Raw genomic sequence first — 19,764 nt, forward strand, 5'->3', positions numbered from 1 at the left:
AATACATTTATTATTATAACAACATTCGTATTCAAACGAAACTAAACAGCCAATCACCAATAAGCTATCGGCAATTGGCTGTATAAAAGGTGTTTTGATCCCTGTCTCAAAAACAGGGGTCAGTCCCGTCCCCTGCGGAGCGGCTTTTTTTTTAATCAAACGTTTGTTTAAAGATAATGCGCGTATTTCTTCTCAAGGATATTCTGAAACGCCGCCGCAACGGAGCAGATGGCCCAATAAATGAGTGCGGTCAGAATATACATAGTCATGTAATCAAACTCTCGGCCCCCGATAATTTTCGCATGCTGGAGCAATTCCGGCACCGTAATCATCGCGGCTAGCGAGGATGCCTTGATCAAATCGAGCAAAACATTGGCGAGCGGAGGCAGCGCAATGCGGATCGATTGCGGCAAAATGATCCCCCTCATCGTCTGCCAATATGAAAGACCGAGCGAGGATGCAGCTTCCCACTGTCCTTTTTCAACGGATGAAATGGCTGAACGGTTAATTTCCGCAATATAAGCAGCGCTGTTGAGGCTAAAGCCGATCAAGGCGGCTGTAACGGCAGAAAATTCAATGCCGATATAAGGGAAACCAAAATAAAGGATAAACAGGATTACCAAAATCGGAACGCCGCGCATAAAAGAAATGTAAAGACGCGCCGGCCATCTCAGCAGGGCAATCTTAGACATTCTGGCGAGCGATATAAACAGCCCGATCACCGTTCCGGCAAACATGCTGACAAAAGAAATAAGCAACGTGTATCCAATACCTTTTATAACATAAGGAAACGATTCTATCGCCAGCTGCGTGTTGAAAATATATTCCCACTGAATGCTGTACATCATGGCGTCTGATTAAAGGTCAACGTCTTGAACGTCGACATCCAGTTTCTTTGATACATCCGCTTTATTGAAGAATTGTTTTGACAGCTTGGTCAAAGTGCCGTCATTGCTCATCTTTTTCAGCGTCTCGTTCATTTGTTTCTGAAGCTCAGTATTGCTTTTTTTCATGACAAGCGCCTGTTTATTCGGCATGTACTTGATGTCAGGATGGATCGTGATGTTAAGATCCGGAAATGCCGCCAGTGCCAGTGTCTGCAGGTAATAGTCGTTTAAGATGACATCAGTGCGGCCGTTGGCAACATCTTTTAAATACTGCTCGTTGGTCGCGTTATCATAAATAACTTCTTGGGCGCCGTATTTTCTGGCAACGTCCATATAGACAGTTGTCGCTGCGCCAGCCGCTTTTTTCCCTTTTAAATCTTTCAGCGTTTTGATCCCTGATAAATCATCTTTTCGGACAATGGCTGTGCCGTATGAATATTTATAAGGAGAAGAAAACGCGAACTTCTTTTCGCGGTCCTTTGTCACATCTATATCATTGGCGGCAGCGTCAACCTGGCCGCTGTTCACCGCTGTCAGCATCCCGTCGATACCCATTTCCTTGAACTCAACTTTCAGCCCGAGACGCTTAGCCGCTTCTCGAACAACTTCAACCTCATAGCCTGTCAGTTGATCCTTACCTGCATCGGTATCATGATAGGACGTAGGATAAAGTGTGCCGGACGTAGCAACGACGATTTTTCCTTTTTCTTTGATTTGCTCCCAGCCTGTATTCTTGGAACCGGCTTCATCTTTGCCGGAACAGGCTGCCAATATAAGAAAGAAAGCCATTGTTAAGCTAAAGATAATGGCTTTTGATTGCTTAAATGATTTCACCTATGTTTCCCCCAATCTGTTAATCAACTAAAAAGATAGCATTGAACATAGGGGGTTGCAATATGTTGATGGCGTTTTCAAAAAGTTCGAATTGTGTATACAAATGAGACTGTGAGTTAAAAAGCAGCAAAGAGGTTGAAGCTCCCCGGATTCAGGAGGTAAGAGATGCTATTATCAGAATTACGGCAACAGGTATTTGCGGCTCTGATCTTCATCTGGATAAAACGGGATTCCGGCTGCGCCTGATATCATTACGCACAAATTAAGTCTTGCTGATGCCCCTAGAGCATATGATATATTCGATAAGAAAGAAGACAGCAACATCATAGTCAAATTGAAACCATAGTAGATCAGCAAAAGAGGCACCGAGACAATAATGTAATCCAGTAATGAAGCTCCTAGTCTTCCAAAATCCGGCCGGTTTGTAGATGTTCATGTAACTCCCCCAGAGAAGACAAATAGACGCTGCATGATTTTATCGCAGGAACATACGTTACTTACGCAGCACCGGGAGAAGAAGAACTTTATACGGACGAACAGATCAGAAAGAGCGAATAATGGTTCGCTCTTTTTATTTTGTATACATAAAAAACACAATGAAGCAAAATATATAAAAAAAGATAGGAGGAATAAACTGGATGAAAAAAGTGAATGTCAATATCATCGGAATGCTCATTGCCGCGGCTGTTATTTCTTTAACTGGCACAGCTGAAGCGGCGGAAAAACAACAGCAACAGCCGCCTGCAAATGTTACACTGACTGAACAGCAAAAGAAAGAAATTGAACAGCTGGAAGCAGATATATTAAAAAAACGCAAGGATGTCATCTCTAAGTATGTAGAATACGGCGTTCTGCCTAAAGAAAAAGGAGATCACATCAAAATTCACATGGTCCAACACTTTGAAATGATGAAACAAAACGGCTTTGTTCCGAAACGCCATTCTCATCAGCATAAATTTGAAAAGAGACATTAGGCTTTAAGCATCCAATTGAGGTTGGATGCTTTTTTGATTAAAGGTATTATCCATTATGATATTGAAGTTTTTTTATAAAATTATATCGTTCAAAAAGAATATATCGTAATATAAGATATAAAGAGAGGTGTGAATAATGGAACTGGATTTCATAAATAAATTAAATCAGCAATGGACCGACATCTACTATTCATTACACTACAAGCAAAAAGATAATATTTCTCATCAGGCGATACGGCTCATGCAGCATATTGAAAAGCAAGGCGAGGCAACAATAGGAGCTTTAGCGGAGTATTTATCTGTCTCTCATAATACAGCATCTGAACATACAAAACGGTTGATTCAAAAGGGATTGGCAGCTAAACGTCGAAGTCAGCAAGACGAACGTAAGGTTCTGGTAGTTTTAACAAAGGAAGGACGCTCTGTTCTTGAACAGCATATTCAGCTGGACAAAGAGAAATTAAATGAAATAATTGAACGAATAAGCTCATCGGAAAAGGAATTGATTCAACAAGCATTTGAAATTTTAAGCAAGGAAGCTAAACAAAGGCGGTAATAAGTAAAATAATCATCTCAGCACTGATTATTAGATTCGTTACTGAAATATCAAAAAGACATCCAACCTATGGAGGAATTATTGCAGCTTTGCCATTAGTCAGCTTGTTAAGCCTGTTTTGGATGAAAGTGCAGGGCGAAAATACAGCACAATTGAGTCAATTTGCGTCTGGTGTGCTTAAGGGCATACCTGCTACGGTTTGTTTGCTCGCGGTAATGGCGTTTTTATTGAAAACGAATGTTCCCTTCTGGTTAGCGCTATGCTTTGGAGTCCTAGGATGGATCGCTTTTTTGCTACTGCAAAAGATTTTTTTGAATATATTCATTTAACGCGAGAGGAGAAGCTATGTATTTAAAAAAGGTCACACTCCTTAGAGATAAGATCCCGTCCTTTGACAGATACCCATTCACTATCCCTGCTGTAAGTCAATTACACGATATTTCATTTACCAAAGAAGTGACTTTTTTTGTCGGAGAAAACGGCTCGGGGAAATCAACTTTACTTGAAGCAATTGCGGATAAGTGTGAATTTAATACAGCGGGCGGCAGCCGTAATAATATCTATGAATTGCAGGAGTCAGACTCTCATTTGGGAGATTACATACGTTTATCATGGCTTCCTAAGATCACAAATGGTTTTTTCTTAAGAGCAGAATCGTTTTATCAGCTTTCTCTTCATCTTGATGAAGTGGAACGAGATGCTCCACAGCCATATCTCTCCTATGGCGGGAGGCCGCTGCACAAGCAATCGCATGGTGAGTCTTTTATGTCGCTGTTCCATCATCGTTTTAAAGGAAAAGCCATTTATCTTTTAGATGAGCCTGAAGCCGCACTTTCTCCCGCACGGCAGTTAGCTTTTTTGAGAGTCATACACGATTTAGTGAAGGGCGGAAATGTACAGTTCATCATTGCTACTCACTCCCCAATTTTGCTAGGCTATCCGAATGCTGACATTTTCAGCTTTGACGGGGGCAGTATACATCATACAGAATACGAAAGCACTGAACACGTCCAGTTAACCAGGTATTTTCTTGAACAAAGAGAGAAAATATTAGCTGAGCTGTTCCGAGATTAACATCGTGTTGCTATGAAACGCGTTTCATAGCCTATGATAGGTTTATCAAATACTTCAGGAGTGATTAACACAATGATCCATCAACATCCAGAATCTTTTCCGAAACATTTTTTATGGGGCTCGGCTTCAGCAGCTTACCAGGTTGAAGGAGCATGGAACGAAGATGGCAAAGGCCCTTCTGTATGGGACGTGTTTACGAAAATCCCCGGCAAAACGTTTAAGGGCACCAATGGTGATGTTGCAGTTGACCATTATCACCGTTATAAGGAAGATGTCGCTCTGATGGCTGAGATGGGGCTGAAAGCATATCGATTCTCTGTCAGCTGGCCGCGTATTTTTCCAAAAGGAAAAGGAGAAATCAATGAAGCCGGTCTGGCATTTTACGATAACCTGATTGATGAATTGCTTTCTCATAACATTGAACCGGTTTTGACTTTATATCACTGGGATTTGCCTCAGGCACTTATGGACGAGTATGGCGGATTTGAGTCGAGAAACATCATAGAGGATTTTAATCATTACTGCATGACTCTTTATAAACGCTTTGGACAGAAAGTGAAATATTGGGTAACGTTGAATGAACAAAACTACAATTTTAATCACGGCTTTCTTACAGCCATGCATCCGCCTGGCGTGAAGGACAGAAAACGATTTTACGAAGCAAATCATATTGCGTTTCTGGCAAATGCGAAAGCTATTGAGTCCTTCAGAGAATATGTGCCCGAAGGCAAAATAGGACCTAGCTTTGCTTATTCTCCCGCATATCCTTTAACCAGTCACCCAGAGGATATCACAGCTTTTGAAAATGCTGAAGAATTTATGAATAAATGGTGGCTGGACATGTATTGCTGGGGAACCTACCCGCAAATTCCTTTCCGCTATTTAGAAAAACAGGGATGGGCGCCGACAATCGAACCGGGTGATATGGAGCTGCTTGCCAAAGGGAAGCCGGATTTTGTAGGTGTCAACTATTATCAAACGATTACTTACGAACGAAATCCGCTCGACGGCGTTTCAGAAGGGAAAATGAATACGACGGGCCAAAAAGGGACCAATCAGGAAACAGGGATGCCGGGACTATTTAAAACTAAGAAAAACCCGAACCTCACAACGAGCAACTGGGATTGGACGATTGATCCGGTAGGATTGCGTATCGGGCTCCGCCGCATTACGACACGTTATCAGCTTCCTGTGTTTATTACAGAAAACGGTTTAGGAGAATTCGATAAAGTTGAAAACGGCACTATACATGATGATTATAGAATTGATTATTTGCGATCGCATCTTGAGCAATGCAGACAGGCCATTAGTGATGGAGTCGATTTGATCGGATATTGCAGCTGGTCATTTACTGATCTGTTAAGCTGGCTGAACGGTTATCAAAAAAGATACGGCTTTGTTTATGTGAATCGTGACGAAGAGAATGAAAATGACTTAAAACGATTGAAGAAAAAAAGCTTTTATTGGTATCAGGACGTTATTAAGAAAAATGGAGAAAATATATAAAGAGTCCCTGAGAGTATTCCTCTCAGGGCTTTTCATTAGACGGAAACAGCATCAATGATGTAAGTGTCAGCATGCAGATCTGACAGCTCAGCCGGTACAGTGTAGCATGTGAGTTGATAGTCCCCTTTAGGAAGGTCGAAGGAGAGCCGTTTGGACATGATGCTTTCAATTTCAATTCCGTCATTTGTGACGTGAAAAGGAACAGTCACTTTTTTTTCATAGGATGCTACTGTTTCTGAACTGTTAAGGCGCAAAAGAATATATACCTTTGAATTTCGCTGTGCCTCAAACGAAATGGCTTCGTCCGCTTCCACATATCCTTTTTCAATCGCTTCATCTGTCCAATCGATGACAGGCGGTGCGGAACCCTTTTGAAATACAGTAAATTGATGATATGAAATCGTCAGTTCTTGCGGCTTCCATGATTTGATCAATGTGCTGTTCCTCCTCTTTTAACTGTTTACTGAATCGTAAATAAAACCTTTGTGCCATCAGGGTAATCGGTCAGCTGATGCCCGACCCAGGAGCCTGCGCCGCGATTGTCAGCGGGAGAAATATATTCTACAGAGGCCCCTTCACCGCCTTCTTTGCACATGGCCATTGGCCATTCATCTCGGTCATACCCTGTTTTGGTAGGTACGTCTTTCAATGATTGTTCGCGGCGTTCCTCAGCTCCGTCTCTGTCTACAGTGCACACATCTGAATGCCCCTCACTTATTGCGTCCTTGATATGATTTGCTGTCTCAGGATAACGCTCAGAAGGGAAGGCTATTGTTTCGTCATATTCTTCTGTTTGAGACGTTTTTTGTTCGTCTGAGAAAAAGTCTCCCTTAATCAGGCCAACAGCTGCAGCTGCTATGACAACTATTACGAGAAGTAAAGTTTTTATAATGTCCATTCGTGATGATCACCTCCCGCGTCAGCAACTTTTAAAACTGCTCCAAGAGTAATGCAGAAAGGGCTTGGTGTAAAGATTAACATTTTTTGTTTTGCCCTAGGTTTATTGCAGGAATCGTCATTTTAGCAGAGCGAAATATTCATTTTTAAAAAAATAACGTTATCAAATTGAAATATTAATACGAGATTATAAGCTGTTTTCAGGTTGATTAATCATTTTAAATTGGCTTATGATACCGGTAAGCTCTTCAGCTAAATGAGATAACGTTTCCGAGGCTGCAGTAATCTCTTCCATTGCAGCAAATTGCTCTTCTGTTAAAGCTGCTGCCTGCCGGGTATTTTCTGTTGATTCTTTAATGTCTGTTGTATTGGCGGCAAAGGATTCATTTATTTTTTGCGTACTTGCTGAGATGTTGGTAACAGATGCTGATAAATCGCTGATTTCCGCAGTAATTTCATCTGTTGCGGCTGCAATTTCTTTAAATGCGTCTCTGGTGCGGTGGATCATGTTTACACCTTCAGCAGCTTCTGTTTTCACATGTTCAACAGACTGCGCAGATACAGTCATATCATTTTTTATCTCAGCGATTAATTTGGAAATCTGTCCGACAGACCGTTGAGATTCCTCTGCTAATTTGCGAACTTCATCAGCAACAACGGCAAAGCCTTTGCCGTGTTCCCCGGCTCGGGCAGCTTCAATTGCCGCATTAAGGGCAAGCAGGTTTGTCTGATCGGCAATTTGGGTGATGACAGATAAGATTTGTTCAATTTGTTTAGAGCGGCCGTCCAGCTGCTGAATGATCTCACCGCTTTTTTCAATCGAATGGTGAATGGTATCCATTTGTGCCTGAACATTTGAAATTTCTTTTTGGCCAATGTCTGCTTTAGATTGCGCAAGCTGTCCTTTCTCAGCAATGGCAACAGTATTTGAAGAAATTTGCCGTATGTCAGCCGTTGTTTGCTCCAGTGATTTTTCACTGTTTTCAATTCGTGTAATTTGATGCTTGGCTCCGTTTGCAATATGTTGAACAGCTTCTGTGATTTTTTCTGAAGCTTGATTTGTTTCTTCTGCTCCGGCTGAAAGCTGCTGAGAGGCTGATGCAAGCTGAAGAGCCGATTGCTGTACGGTTTGGATTGTCTGATTCAGCTTCAATCTCATCTTATTATAGTAGACACTCAGTTCTGCTAACTCATCAGCGGACTTGTCTGAAACTTCTATTGTCATATCTCCGTTTCCGGCGCTTTCAAAGGCGTATTTTAACACGTTTAGCCGCCGATTGATTCTTCTGGTGAAAAGCAGAACAAGGATGACAGATATAATAATAACTGCAGCGAGAACGATAACAAATTGAGTGAACAGCGATTGGGTAAGCGATGCTAAAATGCTTTGATTGGCTCCTGTATACAGCATACCGATAATGTTGCCTTCCTTATCTTTTAAGGGCATATATGCTGTTTGATAAGAGGAGCCCGCCACATCTGCTTGTCCGTAGAATTGCTTCCCGTTTTTTAAAACAGCGTCAGTGACTTCAGCAGAAGCTTGAGTGCCGACAGCTCTTTCGCCGTCTTTCATTACGTTGGTTGCCACCCGTGTATCTCCTTGAAAAATCGTTACGGTGTCACCTGTTTTTTTGCCAAGCAGATCAACGATGTCTTCATTTCCGTTTATTTGTGTCTCGCCTTTATACAGCTTATCGTTTTTTACCTCCCAGTTCCCTAAAATCACGTCGTCAATATACGTGCTGCTTAAAGCAAGATCGCCTTTCGCCTTGTCAGTGGCCATTTTTTTCATGCTGCTTGTAATGTCCTTAAGCATCACGGCGCCGACTGATAGAGAAAACAATAGAATAACCGCGAAGACCAAGCCGAGAATTTTAGTTCCAAGCTTCAGTTTTATTTGCTTTTTCAATATAATTCCTCCCTTTGTATATTTGTAGGTCATATTACTTATCGGGTTTTTGGGTTTAAAGTTTTATTTTAGAGGAATATCAAAAACCGGCCTGATCTCCAGGCCGGTTATGTGAGGCTATTCAAGGTTTGCGTGGGAAGTGAACATGGTTTCAGAATCGAGTCCTTTTTTCTCCATGAGTTTTAAAATGACTGCATCATAGAATAGCAGCAATGTTTGCTCAAATAATGATCCCATTGGCTGTATGGTTTGATAGCTTCTGTTTGACCGGTCTTTAGGAGAACCGGGCATTTTGACGATGAGATCCGATTGTTTTCCAATGCTCGAATCCGGATTGATGGTTAAAACGGCAACGACTCCGTGTAAGCTTTTTGCTTTAGCTGCTGTATTGATCAGGCTCTTTGTCTCGCCTGATCCTGAGCCGATAATGACGAGGTCTCCTTTGCGGAGCGGCGGAGTGAGAACCTCACCGACAATATGAGCGTTGAAGCCCATGTGCATCAGTCTCATCGCGAAGGATTTTGCCATCAGGCCAGAACGGCCCGCGCCCGCAGTGAAAATTTGATTGGACGAAAGAATGTGATCGGCAAGCTGATCAGCTTCTTCATTAGAAATATAAGCCGCTGAACGGTGTAACTCATTGAGAATTTCCGTTACGTATTCAGTCGTTTTCATATGAATTATCCTTGGGATATAAGCTGTTTCATTTTTGAAGCTGTCTCTGCTTTATCGGCTGCGCTTGTAATCCCGCCCCCAACAATGACAAGGTCGGGGTTTTGTTTGATCACTTCTGGCAGTGTATCAAGTTTGATGCCGCCCGCAATTGCGGTTTTTGCGTTTTTTACTGTATTTTTGATTGTCGTTAATTCTTCGAAAGAGTTTTTGCCCTCTGCTTGAAGATCATATCCAGTGTGGACGCAGATGTAATCAACACCGAGTGCGTCAATTTCTTTCGCACGGGATTCGATATCTTTCACGTTAATCATGTCCACTAAGATTTTCTTCTTCTGTTTTTTGGCTTCTTCTACTGCACCTTTAATCGTTGCATCGTCTGTAGCCCCTAACACGGTGATGATATCAGCTCCCGCTTCCGACGCTTTCATAATTTCGTATCCGCCGGCATCCATGATTTTCAGATCTGCCAGGACCTTCAATTGCGGAAATGTTTCTTTTATTTCTTTAACGGCTCTAAGGCCTTCATTAATGACAACCGGTGTTCCAATCTCAACCACGTCGATGTATTGTTCCACTTCTTTGACAAGCTCGATAGCTTCGGGGATATTTACCAGGTCTAATGCCAGCTGTAATTCCATTGTTGATCCACTCCCTTATTCGAATTATTTCTCATTCTATAGGTTCCTTCTTTAGCTGAGAAGTAGGCACTTTGAAGTCAACTAGTTACTTGAAGGATACTGTGAGAAGAGGCAATCAGATTTCTTTCGCTTGGTTTTGTGAGTGAGTATAATAAAAAGAGCCTGCTAAAAAGTAAGTAAGTGATGATACGTATCTAACATATAAAAAGTATACTAAGGGGGATTTCTTTTGAGCCGGATGGACGACAAAAGGTTTAATTGTGAGAAGGAATTGACGCTAGCGGTGATCGGCGGTAAATGGAAAATGCTTATTTTGTGGCATTTAGGAAAAGAAGGCACAAAACGTTTTAATGAATTAAAAGCTTTGATTCCTGATATTACGCAGAAGATCCTCGTGAATCAGCTGAGAGAGCTGGAGCAGGATATGATTGTTCACAGGGAAGTGTATCCGGTTGTCCCGCCGAAGGTTGAATATTCCTTGACCCCGCAAGGAGAAAGTCTGATGCCTATTCTTGATGCCATGTATGAGTGGGGGAAAGGCTATATGGAATTGATTGATATCGACAAAAATGTCATTAAGGAATCGTTGTAAGGCGCTCTCGGTTAAGGGTGTCTTTTTTTTTGCCTGTTTTTTAGTTTTTGGGCGGTAAACATATGGGATGTAAAGATTGTAAATGGCTTCCCACAGTAAATGGGCTGTACCGAAGTGGCTTAATTTAAAAATTTTTATTTTTCTGTAAATAATGTTTAGTGGAAATTTTTGCGGTATCCCGCAAAAATTCCCCTGTAAAAGAACTGGAATCTTTTCGGTATCCCGCATGGAACTTTTCACCCATTTTTCGGTGATAAAAACAATTTTTTCATTTAAAGTGAACGTTAGAAAGGTTAAAAATATTGAAAACAATGAAGAATTAGGCAAAAATGTTTCTCTTTGGTGAAAAAGAAACTGCAGTCTTTATCTGCCTGTGCCGGCCGCCCGCAATAAAGGCTTACGGCACCCGCTTTTAAGAGCGGTAGTTGTTTTTTATTTGGATGCAACGCTTTTGAGATGTAGTACTTTCGGCTTTTTGATCAGTTAGTCCATTAGATTCAAAAGTTGTCAATGGATACGAAAGAGAAATCATCCTGCACATGTTACAAATTATTGAAGATTAGGGGAGGTAAGATAATATGGAAATAACTTTTTATCCTTTAACTGATGCACAAAAACGAATTTGGTATACAGAAAAATTTTATCCTCACACGAGTATTTCAAATCTTGCGGGTATTGGTAAGCTGGTTTCAACTGAAAAAATTGACTGGAAGCTTGTGGAGCAAGCGATCCAAGAGTTTGTCCGCAGAAATGACGCAATGCGTCTTCGTTTGCGTCTCGATGAAAACGGAGAGCCCATTCAATATATAAGCGAGTATAAGCCTGTTGATATAAAACATACTGACACCACTGGAGATCAGCATGCGATAGAATCCATTTCACAATGGGGCCGGGAGGAAACGAAAAAACCTCTGCCTCTGTACGATTGTGACTTATTCCGGTTTTCCTTGTTTACCATCAAAGAAAATGAAGTATGGTTTTATGCAAATGTTCATCATGTGATTTCTGACGGGATCTCCATGAACATTCTCGGAAACGCCATTATGCATATTTACTTGGAATTAGCAGGCGGCTCAGAAACAAAAAGAGGAATCTCGCATTCATTTATCGATCATGTTTTGTCTGAACAGGACTATGCTCAATCAAAGCGGTTTGAAAAAGATAAAGCGTTCTGGAACAAGCAATTCGAGACGGTGCCTGAACTCGTTTCCCTGAAACGGAATGCTCCTGCAGGCAAAAGTTTAGATGCTGAGAGATTTTCTCAAGATGTGCCTGAGGCGCTGCATCAGCAGATTTTATCCTTTTGTGAGGAGCACAAGGTCAGCGTTTTATCGGTATTTCAATCGGTGCTTGCCGCCTACTTGTACAGAGTCAGCGGGCAGAATGATGTGGTAACTGGTACATTTATGGGCAACCGGACAAATGCGAAAGAGAAGCAGATGCTCGGCATGTTTGTTTCTACGGTTCCGCTTCGGGCAAACATTGACGGCGGACAAGCGTTTTTTGATTTTGTTAAAGACCGGATGAAGGATTTAATGAAGACTCTTCGGCATCAAAAGTACCCGTATAATCTTCTCATCAATAATCTACGTGAAACAAAAAGCTCTGTGACAAAGCTGTTTACCGTTTCGCTTGAATATCAGGTGATGCAGTGGCAGAAAGAAGAGAATCTTGCCTTTTTGACTGAGCCCATTTTCAGCGGAAGCGGATTGAATGATGTTTCGATTCATGTGAAGGATCGATGGGATACTGGGAAACTTACAATTGACTTTGACTACCGTACTGATTTCATGACGCGTGAAGAAATTAAAATTGTTTGTGAACGCATGATGACATTGCTTGAGAACGCACTTACGCACCCGAATCATACGATTGATGAATTGACGCTGATTTCTGAGGCGGAGAAAGAGCGCCTGCTATTGCGGGCTGGCGGTGAACCGGTTAATTACCGCAAGAACATGACGATTCCGGCACTATTCCAAGAAAAGGCGGAATCGCTTGCTGATCAGCCTGCGGTTGTGTTTGAAAATCGTGCATTGTCTTATCGAACGTTACATGAACAATCCGCACGCATTGCCAATGTGCTGAAAGAGAAGGGGATCCGTGCAGACAGCCCGGTTGCCGTTTTGCTCGAACGTTCTGAACGGATGATCACGGCTATCATGGGGATTTTAAAAGCCGGTGGAGCCTATGTGCCGATTGACCCCGAGTTTCCGGCAGAGCGCATCCAATTTATTTTGGAGGACTGCGGTGCGGACTTCGTCTTGACTGAATCGAAGGTTGCGTCCCCAGATGCATCTGCTGAGCTTATTAACTTTGATCAGGCGATTGCAAGCGGTGCAGATGCTATTTTGGATGTCAATGTGAATGCTAGTGATCTTGCCTACATTATTTATACGTCGGGAACAACCGGACGTCCAAAAGGAGTGATGATCGAGCATCGCCAGGTTCATCATTTGGTTGAATCTCTGCAGCAGACCATTTATCAGAGTGAGAGCCAGACCTTGCGGATGGCATTGCTTGCGCCGTTCCACTTTGATGCGTCAGTGAAACAGATTTTCGCATCGCTTCTTTTGGGACAGACTCTTTATATTGTACCGAAGAAAACGGTGACGAATGGCGCTGCTCTTGCGGACTATTACCGCAGACACGGGATTGAGGCGACGGACGGAACACCGGCCCATCTGCAAATGCTGATAGCTGCGGGAGATTTGAATGGTCTTAAGCTCAAACACCTGCTGATTGGCGGGGAAGGTCTTTCTTCTGTTGTGGCGGACAAGCTTCTGACATTGTTTCAAGAAGCGGGTGCCGTTCCTCGTTTAACCAATGTGTACGGGCCGACTGAAACGTGTGTGGATGCATCTGTTCATCCGGTTCACCCGGACAGTTCAGTTCAATCTGCGTATGTGCCAATCGGGAAAGCACTTGGGAATAACCGCTTGTATATTTTGGATCAAAAAGGCCGTCTGGAGCCGGAAGGCGTGGCGGGTGAGCTTTATATCGCGGGTGACGGTGTTGGACGAGGCTATTTAAACCTCCCGGAATTGACAGCTGAGAAATTTTCACAAGACCCGTTTGTGCCTGGTGACAGCATGTATCGTACCGGAGATGTGGTGCGCTGGCTTCCGGATGGAACGATCGAATATTTAGGAAGAGAAGATGATCAAGTCAAAGTTCGCGGATACCGCATTGAGCTTGGAGAAATTGAAACCGTGCTTCAGCAGGCGCCTGATGTTGCCAAAGCTGTCGTCTTGGCAAAGCCTGATGCCCAAGGGAATCTTGAGGTTTGTGGGTATGTTGTGCAAAAAGCGGGAAGCGAATTTGCTCCTGCGCGTCTGCGGGAACACGCGGCAAAACACCTTCCTGACTACATGGTGCCGAACTACATCACAGAAATCACAGAAATTCCGCTCACGCCAAGCGGAAAAGTGGACCGCCGCAAGCTGTTTGCGCTTGAGGTAAAAGCGGTAAGGGGAACAGCGTATACCGCACCTCGAAACGAAATGGAAAAAACAATCGCCGAGATTTGGCAGGATGTGCTGAGCGTTGAGAAAGCCGGGGTCTTTGACAATTTCTTTGAAACGGGCGGTCATTCATTGAAGGCAATGACGCTTTTAACAAAGATTCATAAGGAAACGGGCGCTGACATCCCGCTGCAATATGTGTTTGAGCATCCGACCATCGCCGCTCTTGCTGAGGCGGCCGAGCGTAAAGAAGGCCGGACGTTTGCGGCGATTGAGCCGGCTGAAAAACAGGAGCATTACCCGCTTTCTCTGGCGCAGCAGCGGACGTACATTGTCAGCCAATTCGAGGATGCGGGAGTCGGATATAACATGCCGGCGGCAGCTATTTTAGAGGGACCTTTAGACATTCAAAAACTGAAACACGCATTTGATAAGTTAATCAGCCGCCACGAGTCGCTGAGGACATCATTTGTGCTTGAAGGCAGCATACCGAGACAAAAAATTCATGACAGCGTCCAGTTCAACATCGAGATGATTGAAAGAAGCGGCCGCTCAAATGAGGAGGTTATGACTTCTTTTGTCCGCCGGTTTGACTTATCGAAAGCGCCGCTGTTGAGAATCGGATTGATGGAGCTCGAAGAAAACCGTCATATGCTTCTGTTTGATATGCACCATTTGATTTCTGACGGTGTTTCCATCGGCATTATTTTGGAGGAACTGGCACAGATTTACCGCGGTGAACAGCTTCCTGAGCTTCGTCTTCAGTATAAAGATTACGCCGTCTGGCAAAGCGCGCAGGCTGCTGAAGGATACCAAAAGGATCGGGCGTATTGGAAGGAAGCCTTTGCGGGTGAGCTTCCTGTGCTTCAGCTTCTATCCGATTATCCGAGACCTCCTGTCCAAAGCTTTGAAGGAGACCGGGTTTCCATCAAGCTGGATGCAGAGTTAAAGAATCGCCTGTATCGTTTAGCTGAAAAAAATGGCGCCACACTTTATATGGTCATGCTGTCAGCCTACTATACGCTATTGTCTAAATATACGGGGCAGGATGACATCATTGTCGGCACTCCGTCAGCGGGCAGACATCATTCTGATACAGAGGGCATTGTCGGAATGTTCGTTAATACGCTCGCTATTCGCAGTGAAGTGAAGCAGGATGAGACTTTTAACAGCCTGCTCACACGTGTGCGCCAGCAGGTTCTGGATGCCTTTTCTCATCAGGATTATCCATTTGAATGGCTTGTTGAAGACCTGAGCATCCCGCGTGATGTAAGCAGACATCCGTTGTTTGACACGATGTTCAGTCTCCAAAACGCGGCGGCGGGCATTCCGGCTGTCGGTGATTTGACATTGTCGATTCATGAAACCAACTTCAACATTGCCAAATTTGATGTAACGGTTCAGGCAAGAGAAACGGACCGAGGCATTGATCTTGATTTAGACTACAGCACAAAACTGTTTAAACGAAGCACGGCAGACAGGCTGCTCACGCATTTTGCGCGCCTGCTTGAAGATGTAGTTGCTGAGCCTGAGAAACAGATTTCTGAGTACAACCTTCTTTCTGAAGAGGAAGCCGCCTTACAAGTTCAGCAGTTTAACCCGGAAAGAACGCCTTATCCGAAAGACAAAACGATTGTTCAGCTGTTTGAGGAGCAGGCTGCCAAAACGCCGGATCGCCCGGCACTTCAATATGAAGGGCAATCGCTCACATATCGAGAGCTGAATGAACGGGCCAACCGCTTAGCGCGCGGCATTCTTTCAATGGGAGCAGGCGAAAGCAGGACAGCGGCCGTCCTATGTGAACGGTCAATGGACATGATTGTGTCCATCCTTGCGGTATTAAAATCCGGTTCGGCTTATGTACCGATTGATCCGGAACACCCGATTCAGCGGATGCAGCATTTCTTCCAAGACAGCGGAGCGAAAGTGCTTCTCACCCAGTCGAAATTAAAGGCGTTAGCGGAAAAAGCTGAATTCAAGGGTGTCATCGTGCTCGCTGATGAGGATGAAAGCTATCACGGCGATGCGCAAAATCTCGCTCTGCCGTTTGATTCTGCGGCCATGGCCAACCTGACGTATACATCCGGAACGACAGGAACGCCAAAGGGAAATATTGTGACACATGCCAATATTCTGCGTACGGTTAAGCAGACGAATTATCTCAGCATTACGGAACAGGATACGATACTCGGACTCTCAAATTATGTATTTGACGCATTTATGTTTGACGTATTCGGCTCTCTATTAAACGGCGCCAAGCTTGTGCTCGTTCCGAAAGAAACTGTTCTGGACATGGCTCGTCTTTCTCGCGTTATTGAGCGGGAGAACATCAGCATCCTCATGATCACGACAGCTCTGTTCCATCTTCTTGTGGACTTGAATCCGAGATGCTTGTCGACTTTGCGCAAGATTATGTTCGGGGGAGAACGGGCTTCTGTAGATCATGTGAAAAAAGCGCTGCAGACTGTTGGAAAAGGCAAGCTGCTTCACATGTACGGCCCATCTGAAAGCACGGTTTTCGCAACGTATCATCCGGTTGATGAATTGGATGAGCATACGATGTCCGTTCCGATTGGAAGACCGGTCAGCAATACGGAAGTGTACATTCTTGACCGCGCAGGACATGTTCAGCCTGCCGGCATCGCGGGAGAACTGTGTGTCAGCGGGGAAGGCCTCGTAAAAGGTTATTACAACCGCCCTGAACTGACTGAGGAGAAATTTGTGCCGCATCCGTTTAAAAAAGGCGAACGCATGTATAAAACGGGTGACTTGGCAAGATGGCTGCCGAATGGCGATATCGAATTTATCGGACGGATAGACCACCAGGTGAAAATCCGCGGACAGCGTATTGAGCTCGGAGAAATTGAACACCAGCTGCAAAGCCACGATCGTGTGCAGGAGAGCGTTGTGCTTGCTGTCGATCAAGGTGCGGGAGATAAACTGCTTTGCGCGTACTTTGTCGGGCAGGGTGAAATTACAGCGCAAGAGCTGAGAGAGCATACGGCAAAGGATCTGCCGGCGTACATGATCCCTGCGGTATTTATCCAAATGGACGAGTTGCCTCTGACCGGTAACGGAAAAATCGACCGGCGGGCGCTTCCGCTTCCTGACGGCAACATCTCAAATGGTGTTTCATATATTGCGCCGCGCAATGAAATAGAACAAAAAGTTGCAGACATTTGGGCACAGGTGCTTCAGGTTGAAAAGATCGGCATCTATGACCAATTCTTTGAAATCGGCGGACACTCGTTAGCGGGGATGAAGATGCTTGCCTTGATTCATCAGGAACTGGGCGCTGAGCTTTCTCTCAAGGATCTTTTCCAATCACCGACCGTTGAAAGCTTAGCACAGGTTATTGCCGCCGCAGAAAAAGGAACAGCGGTCAGCATAAGACCGGCAAAGACACAAGAGACGTATCCAGTTTCTTCTCCGCAAAAACGGATGTACGTGCTTCAGCAGCTTGAAGGAGCGAACACAAGCTACAACATGCCATCGGTTCTGCGCCTGAAGGGTCATCTGGATGTTGAAAGGCTCAAATGTGTAATGAATCAGTTAATGGAGCGTCATGAAGCCTTCAGAACAACCTTTGAAATAAAAGACGGAGAAACGGTGCAGCGAATCTGGGATGAAGCGGCGTTTGATATGGCATATTTCGAAGCGCCAGAAGAAGAGACCGAGCGGATCGTTTCTGAGTTTATCCGTCCGTTCACACTTGACCGGCTGCCGCTGTTTAGAATGGGGCTGATCAAGCTGTCAGAAGCTGAGCATCTGCTGCTGTTTGACATGCACCATATTATTTCTGACGGAGCGTCTGTCGGCGTGCTGATTGATGAACTCTCGAAGCTGTACGACGGAGAAACCCTTGAGCCGCTTCATATTCAATATAAGGATTATGCCGTGTGGCAGCAGCAGTTTATTCAGTCCGAGCTGTACCGGAAGCAAGAGGAACATTGGCTGAAGGAGCTTGACGGAGAGCTGCCGGTGCTGACTCTTCCGACTGATTACAGCCGTCCTGCTGTTCAAACGTTTGAAGGAGATCGGATTGCGTTTGCATTGGACGCAGGAAAAGCGGATGCTCTTCGCAAGCTTGCAAAGGAAACGGATTCCACTCTGTATATGGTCCTTCTGGCGTCTTACAGCGCGTTTTTATCAAAATTGAGCGGCCAAAACGATATCATTGTGGGTTCGCCGGTAGCCGGACGTTCTCAAGCGGACATCAGCCGCGTCATCGGAATGTTTGTCAATACACTGGCGATGCGCACATATCCAAAGGGCGATAAGACGTTTGCGGATTATCTTGGTGAAGTGAAAGAAACGGCACTTAGCGCATTTGAAGCGCAGGATTACCCGCTTGAGGACCTGATCGGAAAAGTTGAGGTTCACCGTGACACAAGCAGAAATCCTTTATTTGATGCAGTATTTTCTATGCAAAATGCGAGCATCACAGATTTAACAATGAAAGGAGTCGAGCTTGAACCGCATCCGTTTGAACGGAAAACGGCCAAGTTTGATATCACGCTGACAGCTGACGAAACCGGCGGAGGGCTCGCATTTGTTCTTGAATACAATACGGCGCTGTTTACACCGGAAACGATTGAACGATGGAAGCAATATTGGATTCAGCTTTTAGGAGCAGTAACAGAAAATCCAAACCAGCCGCTTTCCAGCCTGTCGCTCGTCAACGAGACAGAAAAACAAACGCTCTTGGAGGCATGGAAAGGAAAAACACTGCCTGTGCCGACAGACAAAACGGTTCATCAGCTGTTTGAAGAAACTGTTCAGCGCCACAAGGATCGCCCGGCTGTCACGTATAACGGGCAGTCATGGACGTACGGCGAGCTGAATGCGAAGGCGAACCGTCTGGCGCGGATTTTGATCGACTGCGGCATCAGCGCGGATGAGCGCGTCGGCATTCTGACGAAGCCGTCGCTTGAAATGTCCGCCGCGGTGCTTGGTGTCCTGAAGGCGGGAGCGGCATTTGTGCCGATTGACCCTGACTATCCGGATCAGCGGATTGAATATATCCTGCAGGACAGCGGTGCGAAGCTTCTCTTGAAACAGGAAGGCATCACAGTGCCGGACAGCTATACGGGCGAGGTCATTCTTCTGGACGGCAACCGGACGATCCTGAGTCTGCCGCTTGATGAAAACGATGAGGAAAATCCGCAGACCGACACAACTGCTGATCACCTTGCTTATATGATTTACACGTCAGGAACGACCGGACAGCCGAAGGGTGTTATGATCGAGCACCATGCGCTAGTCAACCTGTGCTTCTGGCATCATGACGCGTTCGGCATGACGGAGGAGGACCGCAGTGCGAAGTACGCGGGCTTCGGGTTCGACGCTTCCATTTGGGAGATGTTCCCGACCTGGACGATCGGCGCTGAGCTTCACGTCATTGATGAAGCGATCCGCCTTGATATCACCCGCCTGAATGACTATTTCGAAACAAACGGCGTGACGATCACCTTCCTGCCAACACAGCTGGCGGAACAGTTCATGGAGCTAGAGAACACGTCACTCCGCGTGCTCTTGACCGGAGGGGACAAGCTGAAGCGTGCGGTCAAACAGCCGTACAAACTCATCAACAACTACGGGCCAACCGAAAACACTGTCGTTGCGACAAGTACAGAGATCAATCCGGAGGAAGGCTCGCTTTCTATCGGGCAAGCGATCGCCAATACGAGAGTGTACATTCTCAGCGAAAGCCATCAGGTTCAGCCGGAGGGCGTGGCCGGAGAGCTATGTGTGGCGG

The 19,764-nt window shown here is 44.9% G+C and carries 15 protein-coding genes and 2 pseudogenes; 9 read left to right on the forward strand and 8 right to left on the reverse strand.

Annotated features, from left to right (window positions below; translation table 11 throughout):
- Window positions 1-86 (forward strand): IS3 family transposase (locus LJF29_RS20620; protein ID WP_134980913.1); only part of this gene is annotated, 86 nt, incomplete at its 5' end.
- An 81-nt stretch (window positions 87-167) separates the two neighbouring features.
- Here the strand turns inward: LJF29_RS20620 and LJF29_RS20625 are convergent.
- From LJF29_RS20625 to LJF29_RS20635, 3 genes and pseudogenes are all read right to left on the reverse strand, one after another.
- Window positions 168-848, reverse strand: coding sequence for an amino acid ABC transporter permease (locus tag LJF29_RS20625; protein WP_026014657.1), 681 nt, complete (start codon window positions 846-848; stop codon window positions 168-170).
- A gap of 9 nt (window positions 849-857) precedes the next feature.
- Window positions 858-1,721, reverse strand: a complete 864-nt coding sequence (locus LJF29_RS20630; protein WP_229150262.1) for a transporter substrate-binding domain-containing protein — start codon at window positions 1,719-1,721, stop codon at window positions 858-860.
- Window positions 1,722-2,063: 342 nt separating this feature from the next.
- A pseudogene (locus LJF29_RS20635) lies at window positions 2,064-2,157 on the reverse strand (RDD family protein); the annotation flags it as partial.
- A gap of 26 nt (window positions 2,158-2,183) precedes the next feature.
- Here LJF29_RS20635 and LJF29_RS20640 point away from each other — a divergent pair.
- The 6 genes and pseudogenes from LJF29_RS20640 to LJF29_RS20665 all read left to right on the forward strand — a co-directional run.
- Window positions 2,184-2,279, forward strand: a pseudogene (locus LJF29_RS20640) (RDD family protein); the annotation flags it as partial.
- A gap of 80 nt (window positions 2,280-2,359) precedes the next feature.
- On the forward strand, window positions 2,360-2,695 hold the full coding sequence (locus tag LJF29_RS20645) for a YckD family protein (protein WP_229150263.1): 336 nt from the start codon (window positions 2,360-2,362) through the stop codon (window positions 2,693-2,695).
- A 136-nt stretch (window positions 2,696-2,831) separates the two neighbouring features.
- On the forward strand, window positions 2,832-3,251 hold the full coding sequence (locus LJF29_RS20650; protein WP_229150264.1) for a MarR family winged helix-turn-helix transcriptional regulator: 420 nt from the start codon (window positions 2,832-2,834) through the stop codon (window positions 3,249-3,251).
- Between the two features lie 23 nt (window positions 3,252-3,274).
- On the forward strand, window positions 3,275-3,580 hold the full coding sequence (locus tag LJF29_RS20655) for a DUF3147 family protein (RefSeq protein WP_229150270.1): 306 nt from the start codon (window positions 3,275-3,277) through the stop codon (window positions 3,578-3,580).
- A 16-nt stretch (window positions 3,581-3,596) separates the two neighbouring features.
- Window positions 3,597-4,325, forward strand: coding sequence for an AAA family ATPase (locus LJF29_RS20660; protein WP_229150265.1), 729 nt, complete (start codon window positions 3,597-3,599; stop codon window positions 4,323-4,325).
- A 72-nt stretch (window positions 4,326-4,397) separates the two neighbouring features.
- Window positions 4,398-5,831 (forward strand): glycoside hydrolase family 1 protein, encoded by a 1,434-nt coding sequence (locus tag LJF29_RS20665; RefSeq protein ID WP_229150266.1) that lies wholly within the window; start codon window positions 4,398-4,400, stop codon window positions 5,829-5,831.
- Window positions 5,832-5,866: 35 nt separating this feature from the next.
- Here LJF29_RS20665 and LJF29_RS20670 read toward each other — a convergent pair whose 3' ends face one another.
- The 5 genes from LJF29_RS20670 to hxlA form a co-directional block, all read right to left on the reverse strand.
- Window positions 5,867-6,265 carry a competence protein ComJ gene (locus LJF29_RS20670; RefSeq protein ID WP_229150267.1) on the reverse strand — a complete coding sequence of 133 codons (399 nt, stop codon included), beginning with the start codon at window positions 6,263-6,265 and terminating at the stop codon, window positions 5,867-5,869.
- A gap of 26 nt (window positions 6,266-6,291) precedes the next feature.
- Entirely contained in the window at window positions 6,292-6,729 is a 438-nt protein-coding gene (nucA, locus tag LJF29_RS20675) for a DNA-entry nuclease (protein ID WP_010332985.1), read from the reverse strand.
- 186 nt (window positions 6,730-6,915) lie between these two features.
- Window positions 6,916-8,640 (reverse strand): methyl-accepting chemotaxis protein TlpC, encoded by a 1,725-nt coding sequence (gene tlpC, locus LJF29_RS20680; protein ID WP_229150271.1) that lies wholly within the window; start codon window positions 8,638-8,640, stop codon window positions 6,916-6,918.
- A gap of 114 nt (window positions 8,641-8,754) precedes the next feature.
- Window positions 8,755-9,312: a 6-phospho-3-hexuloisomerase gene (hxlB, locus tag LJF29_RS20685; RefSeq protein WP_229150268.1), complete on the reverse strand. Its 558-nt coding sequence runs from the start codon at window positions 9,310-9,312 to the stop codon at window positions 8,755-8,757.
- Window positions 9,313-9,317: 5 nt separating this feature from the next.
- Complete coding sequence (hxlA, locus tag LJF29_RS20690; RefSeq protein WP_010332988.1) at window positions 9,318-9,950, reverse strand: 3-hexulose-6-phosphate synthase; 633 nt, start codon at window positions 9,948-9,950, stop codon at window positions 9,318-9,320.
- 229 nt (window positions 9,951-10,179) lie between these two features.
- Between hxlA and hxlR the strand changes: the two genes are divergently transcribed.
- The gene (gene hxlR / locus LJF29_RS20695) at window positions 10,180-10,542 is read left to right on the forward strand and encodes a transcriptional activator HxlR (protein ID WP_003241118.1); all 363 of its coding nucleotides are present in this window, start codon (window positions 10,180-10,182) and stop codon (window positions 10,540-10,542) included.
- A gap of 578 nt (window positions 10,543-11,120) precedes the next feature.
- Window positions 11,121-19,764: surfactin non-ribosomal peptide synthetase SrfAA (gene srfAA, locus LJF29_RS20700; protein WP_229150269.1), on the forward strand; the 8,644-nt coding region annotated here is incomplete at its 3' end.

The sequence above is a fragment of the Bacillus sp. LBG-1-113 genome, from assembly GCF_020708615.1.
Lineage (GTDB): Bacteria > Bacillota > Bacilli > Bacillales > Bacillaceae > Bacillus > Bacillus mojavensis.

Coding starts and splice junctions, on each gene's coding strand:
- nucA (WP_010332985.1), bottom strand. CDS start 6,729: ATGGACATTATAAAAACTTTACTTCTCGTAATAGTTGTCATAGCAGCT.
- hxlA (WP_010332988.1), bottom strand. CDS start 9,950: ATGGAATTACAGCTGGCATTAGACCTGGTAAATATCCCCGAAGCTATC.
- hxlB (WP_229150268.1), bottom strand. CDS start 9,312: ATGAAAACGACTGAATACGTAACGGAAATTCTCAATGAGTTACACCGT.
- LJF29_RS20625 (WP_026014657.1), bottom strand. CDS start 848: ATGATGTACAGCATTCAGTGGGAATATATTTTCAACACGCAGCTGGCG.
- LJF29_RS20665 (WP_229150266.1), top strand. CDS start 4,398: ATGATCCATCAACATCCAGAATCTTTTCCGAAACATTTTTTATGGGGC.
- LJF29_RS20650 (WP_229150264.1), top strand. CDS start 2,832: ATGGAACTGGATTTCATAAATAAATTAAATCAGCAATGGACCGACATC.
- LJF29_RS20660 (WP_229150265.1), top strand. CDS start 3,597: ATGTATTTAAAAAAGGTCACACTCCTTAGAGATAAGATCCCGTCCTTT.
- LJF29_RS20645 (WP_229150263.1), top strand. CDS start 2,360: ATGAAAAAAGTGAATGTCAATATCATCGGAATGCTCATTGCCGCGGCT.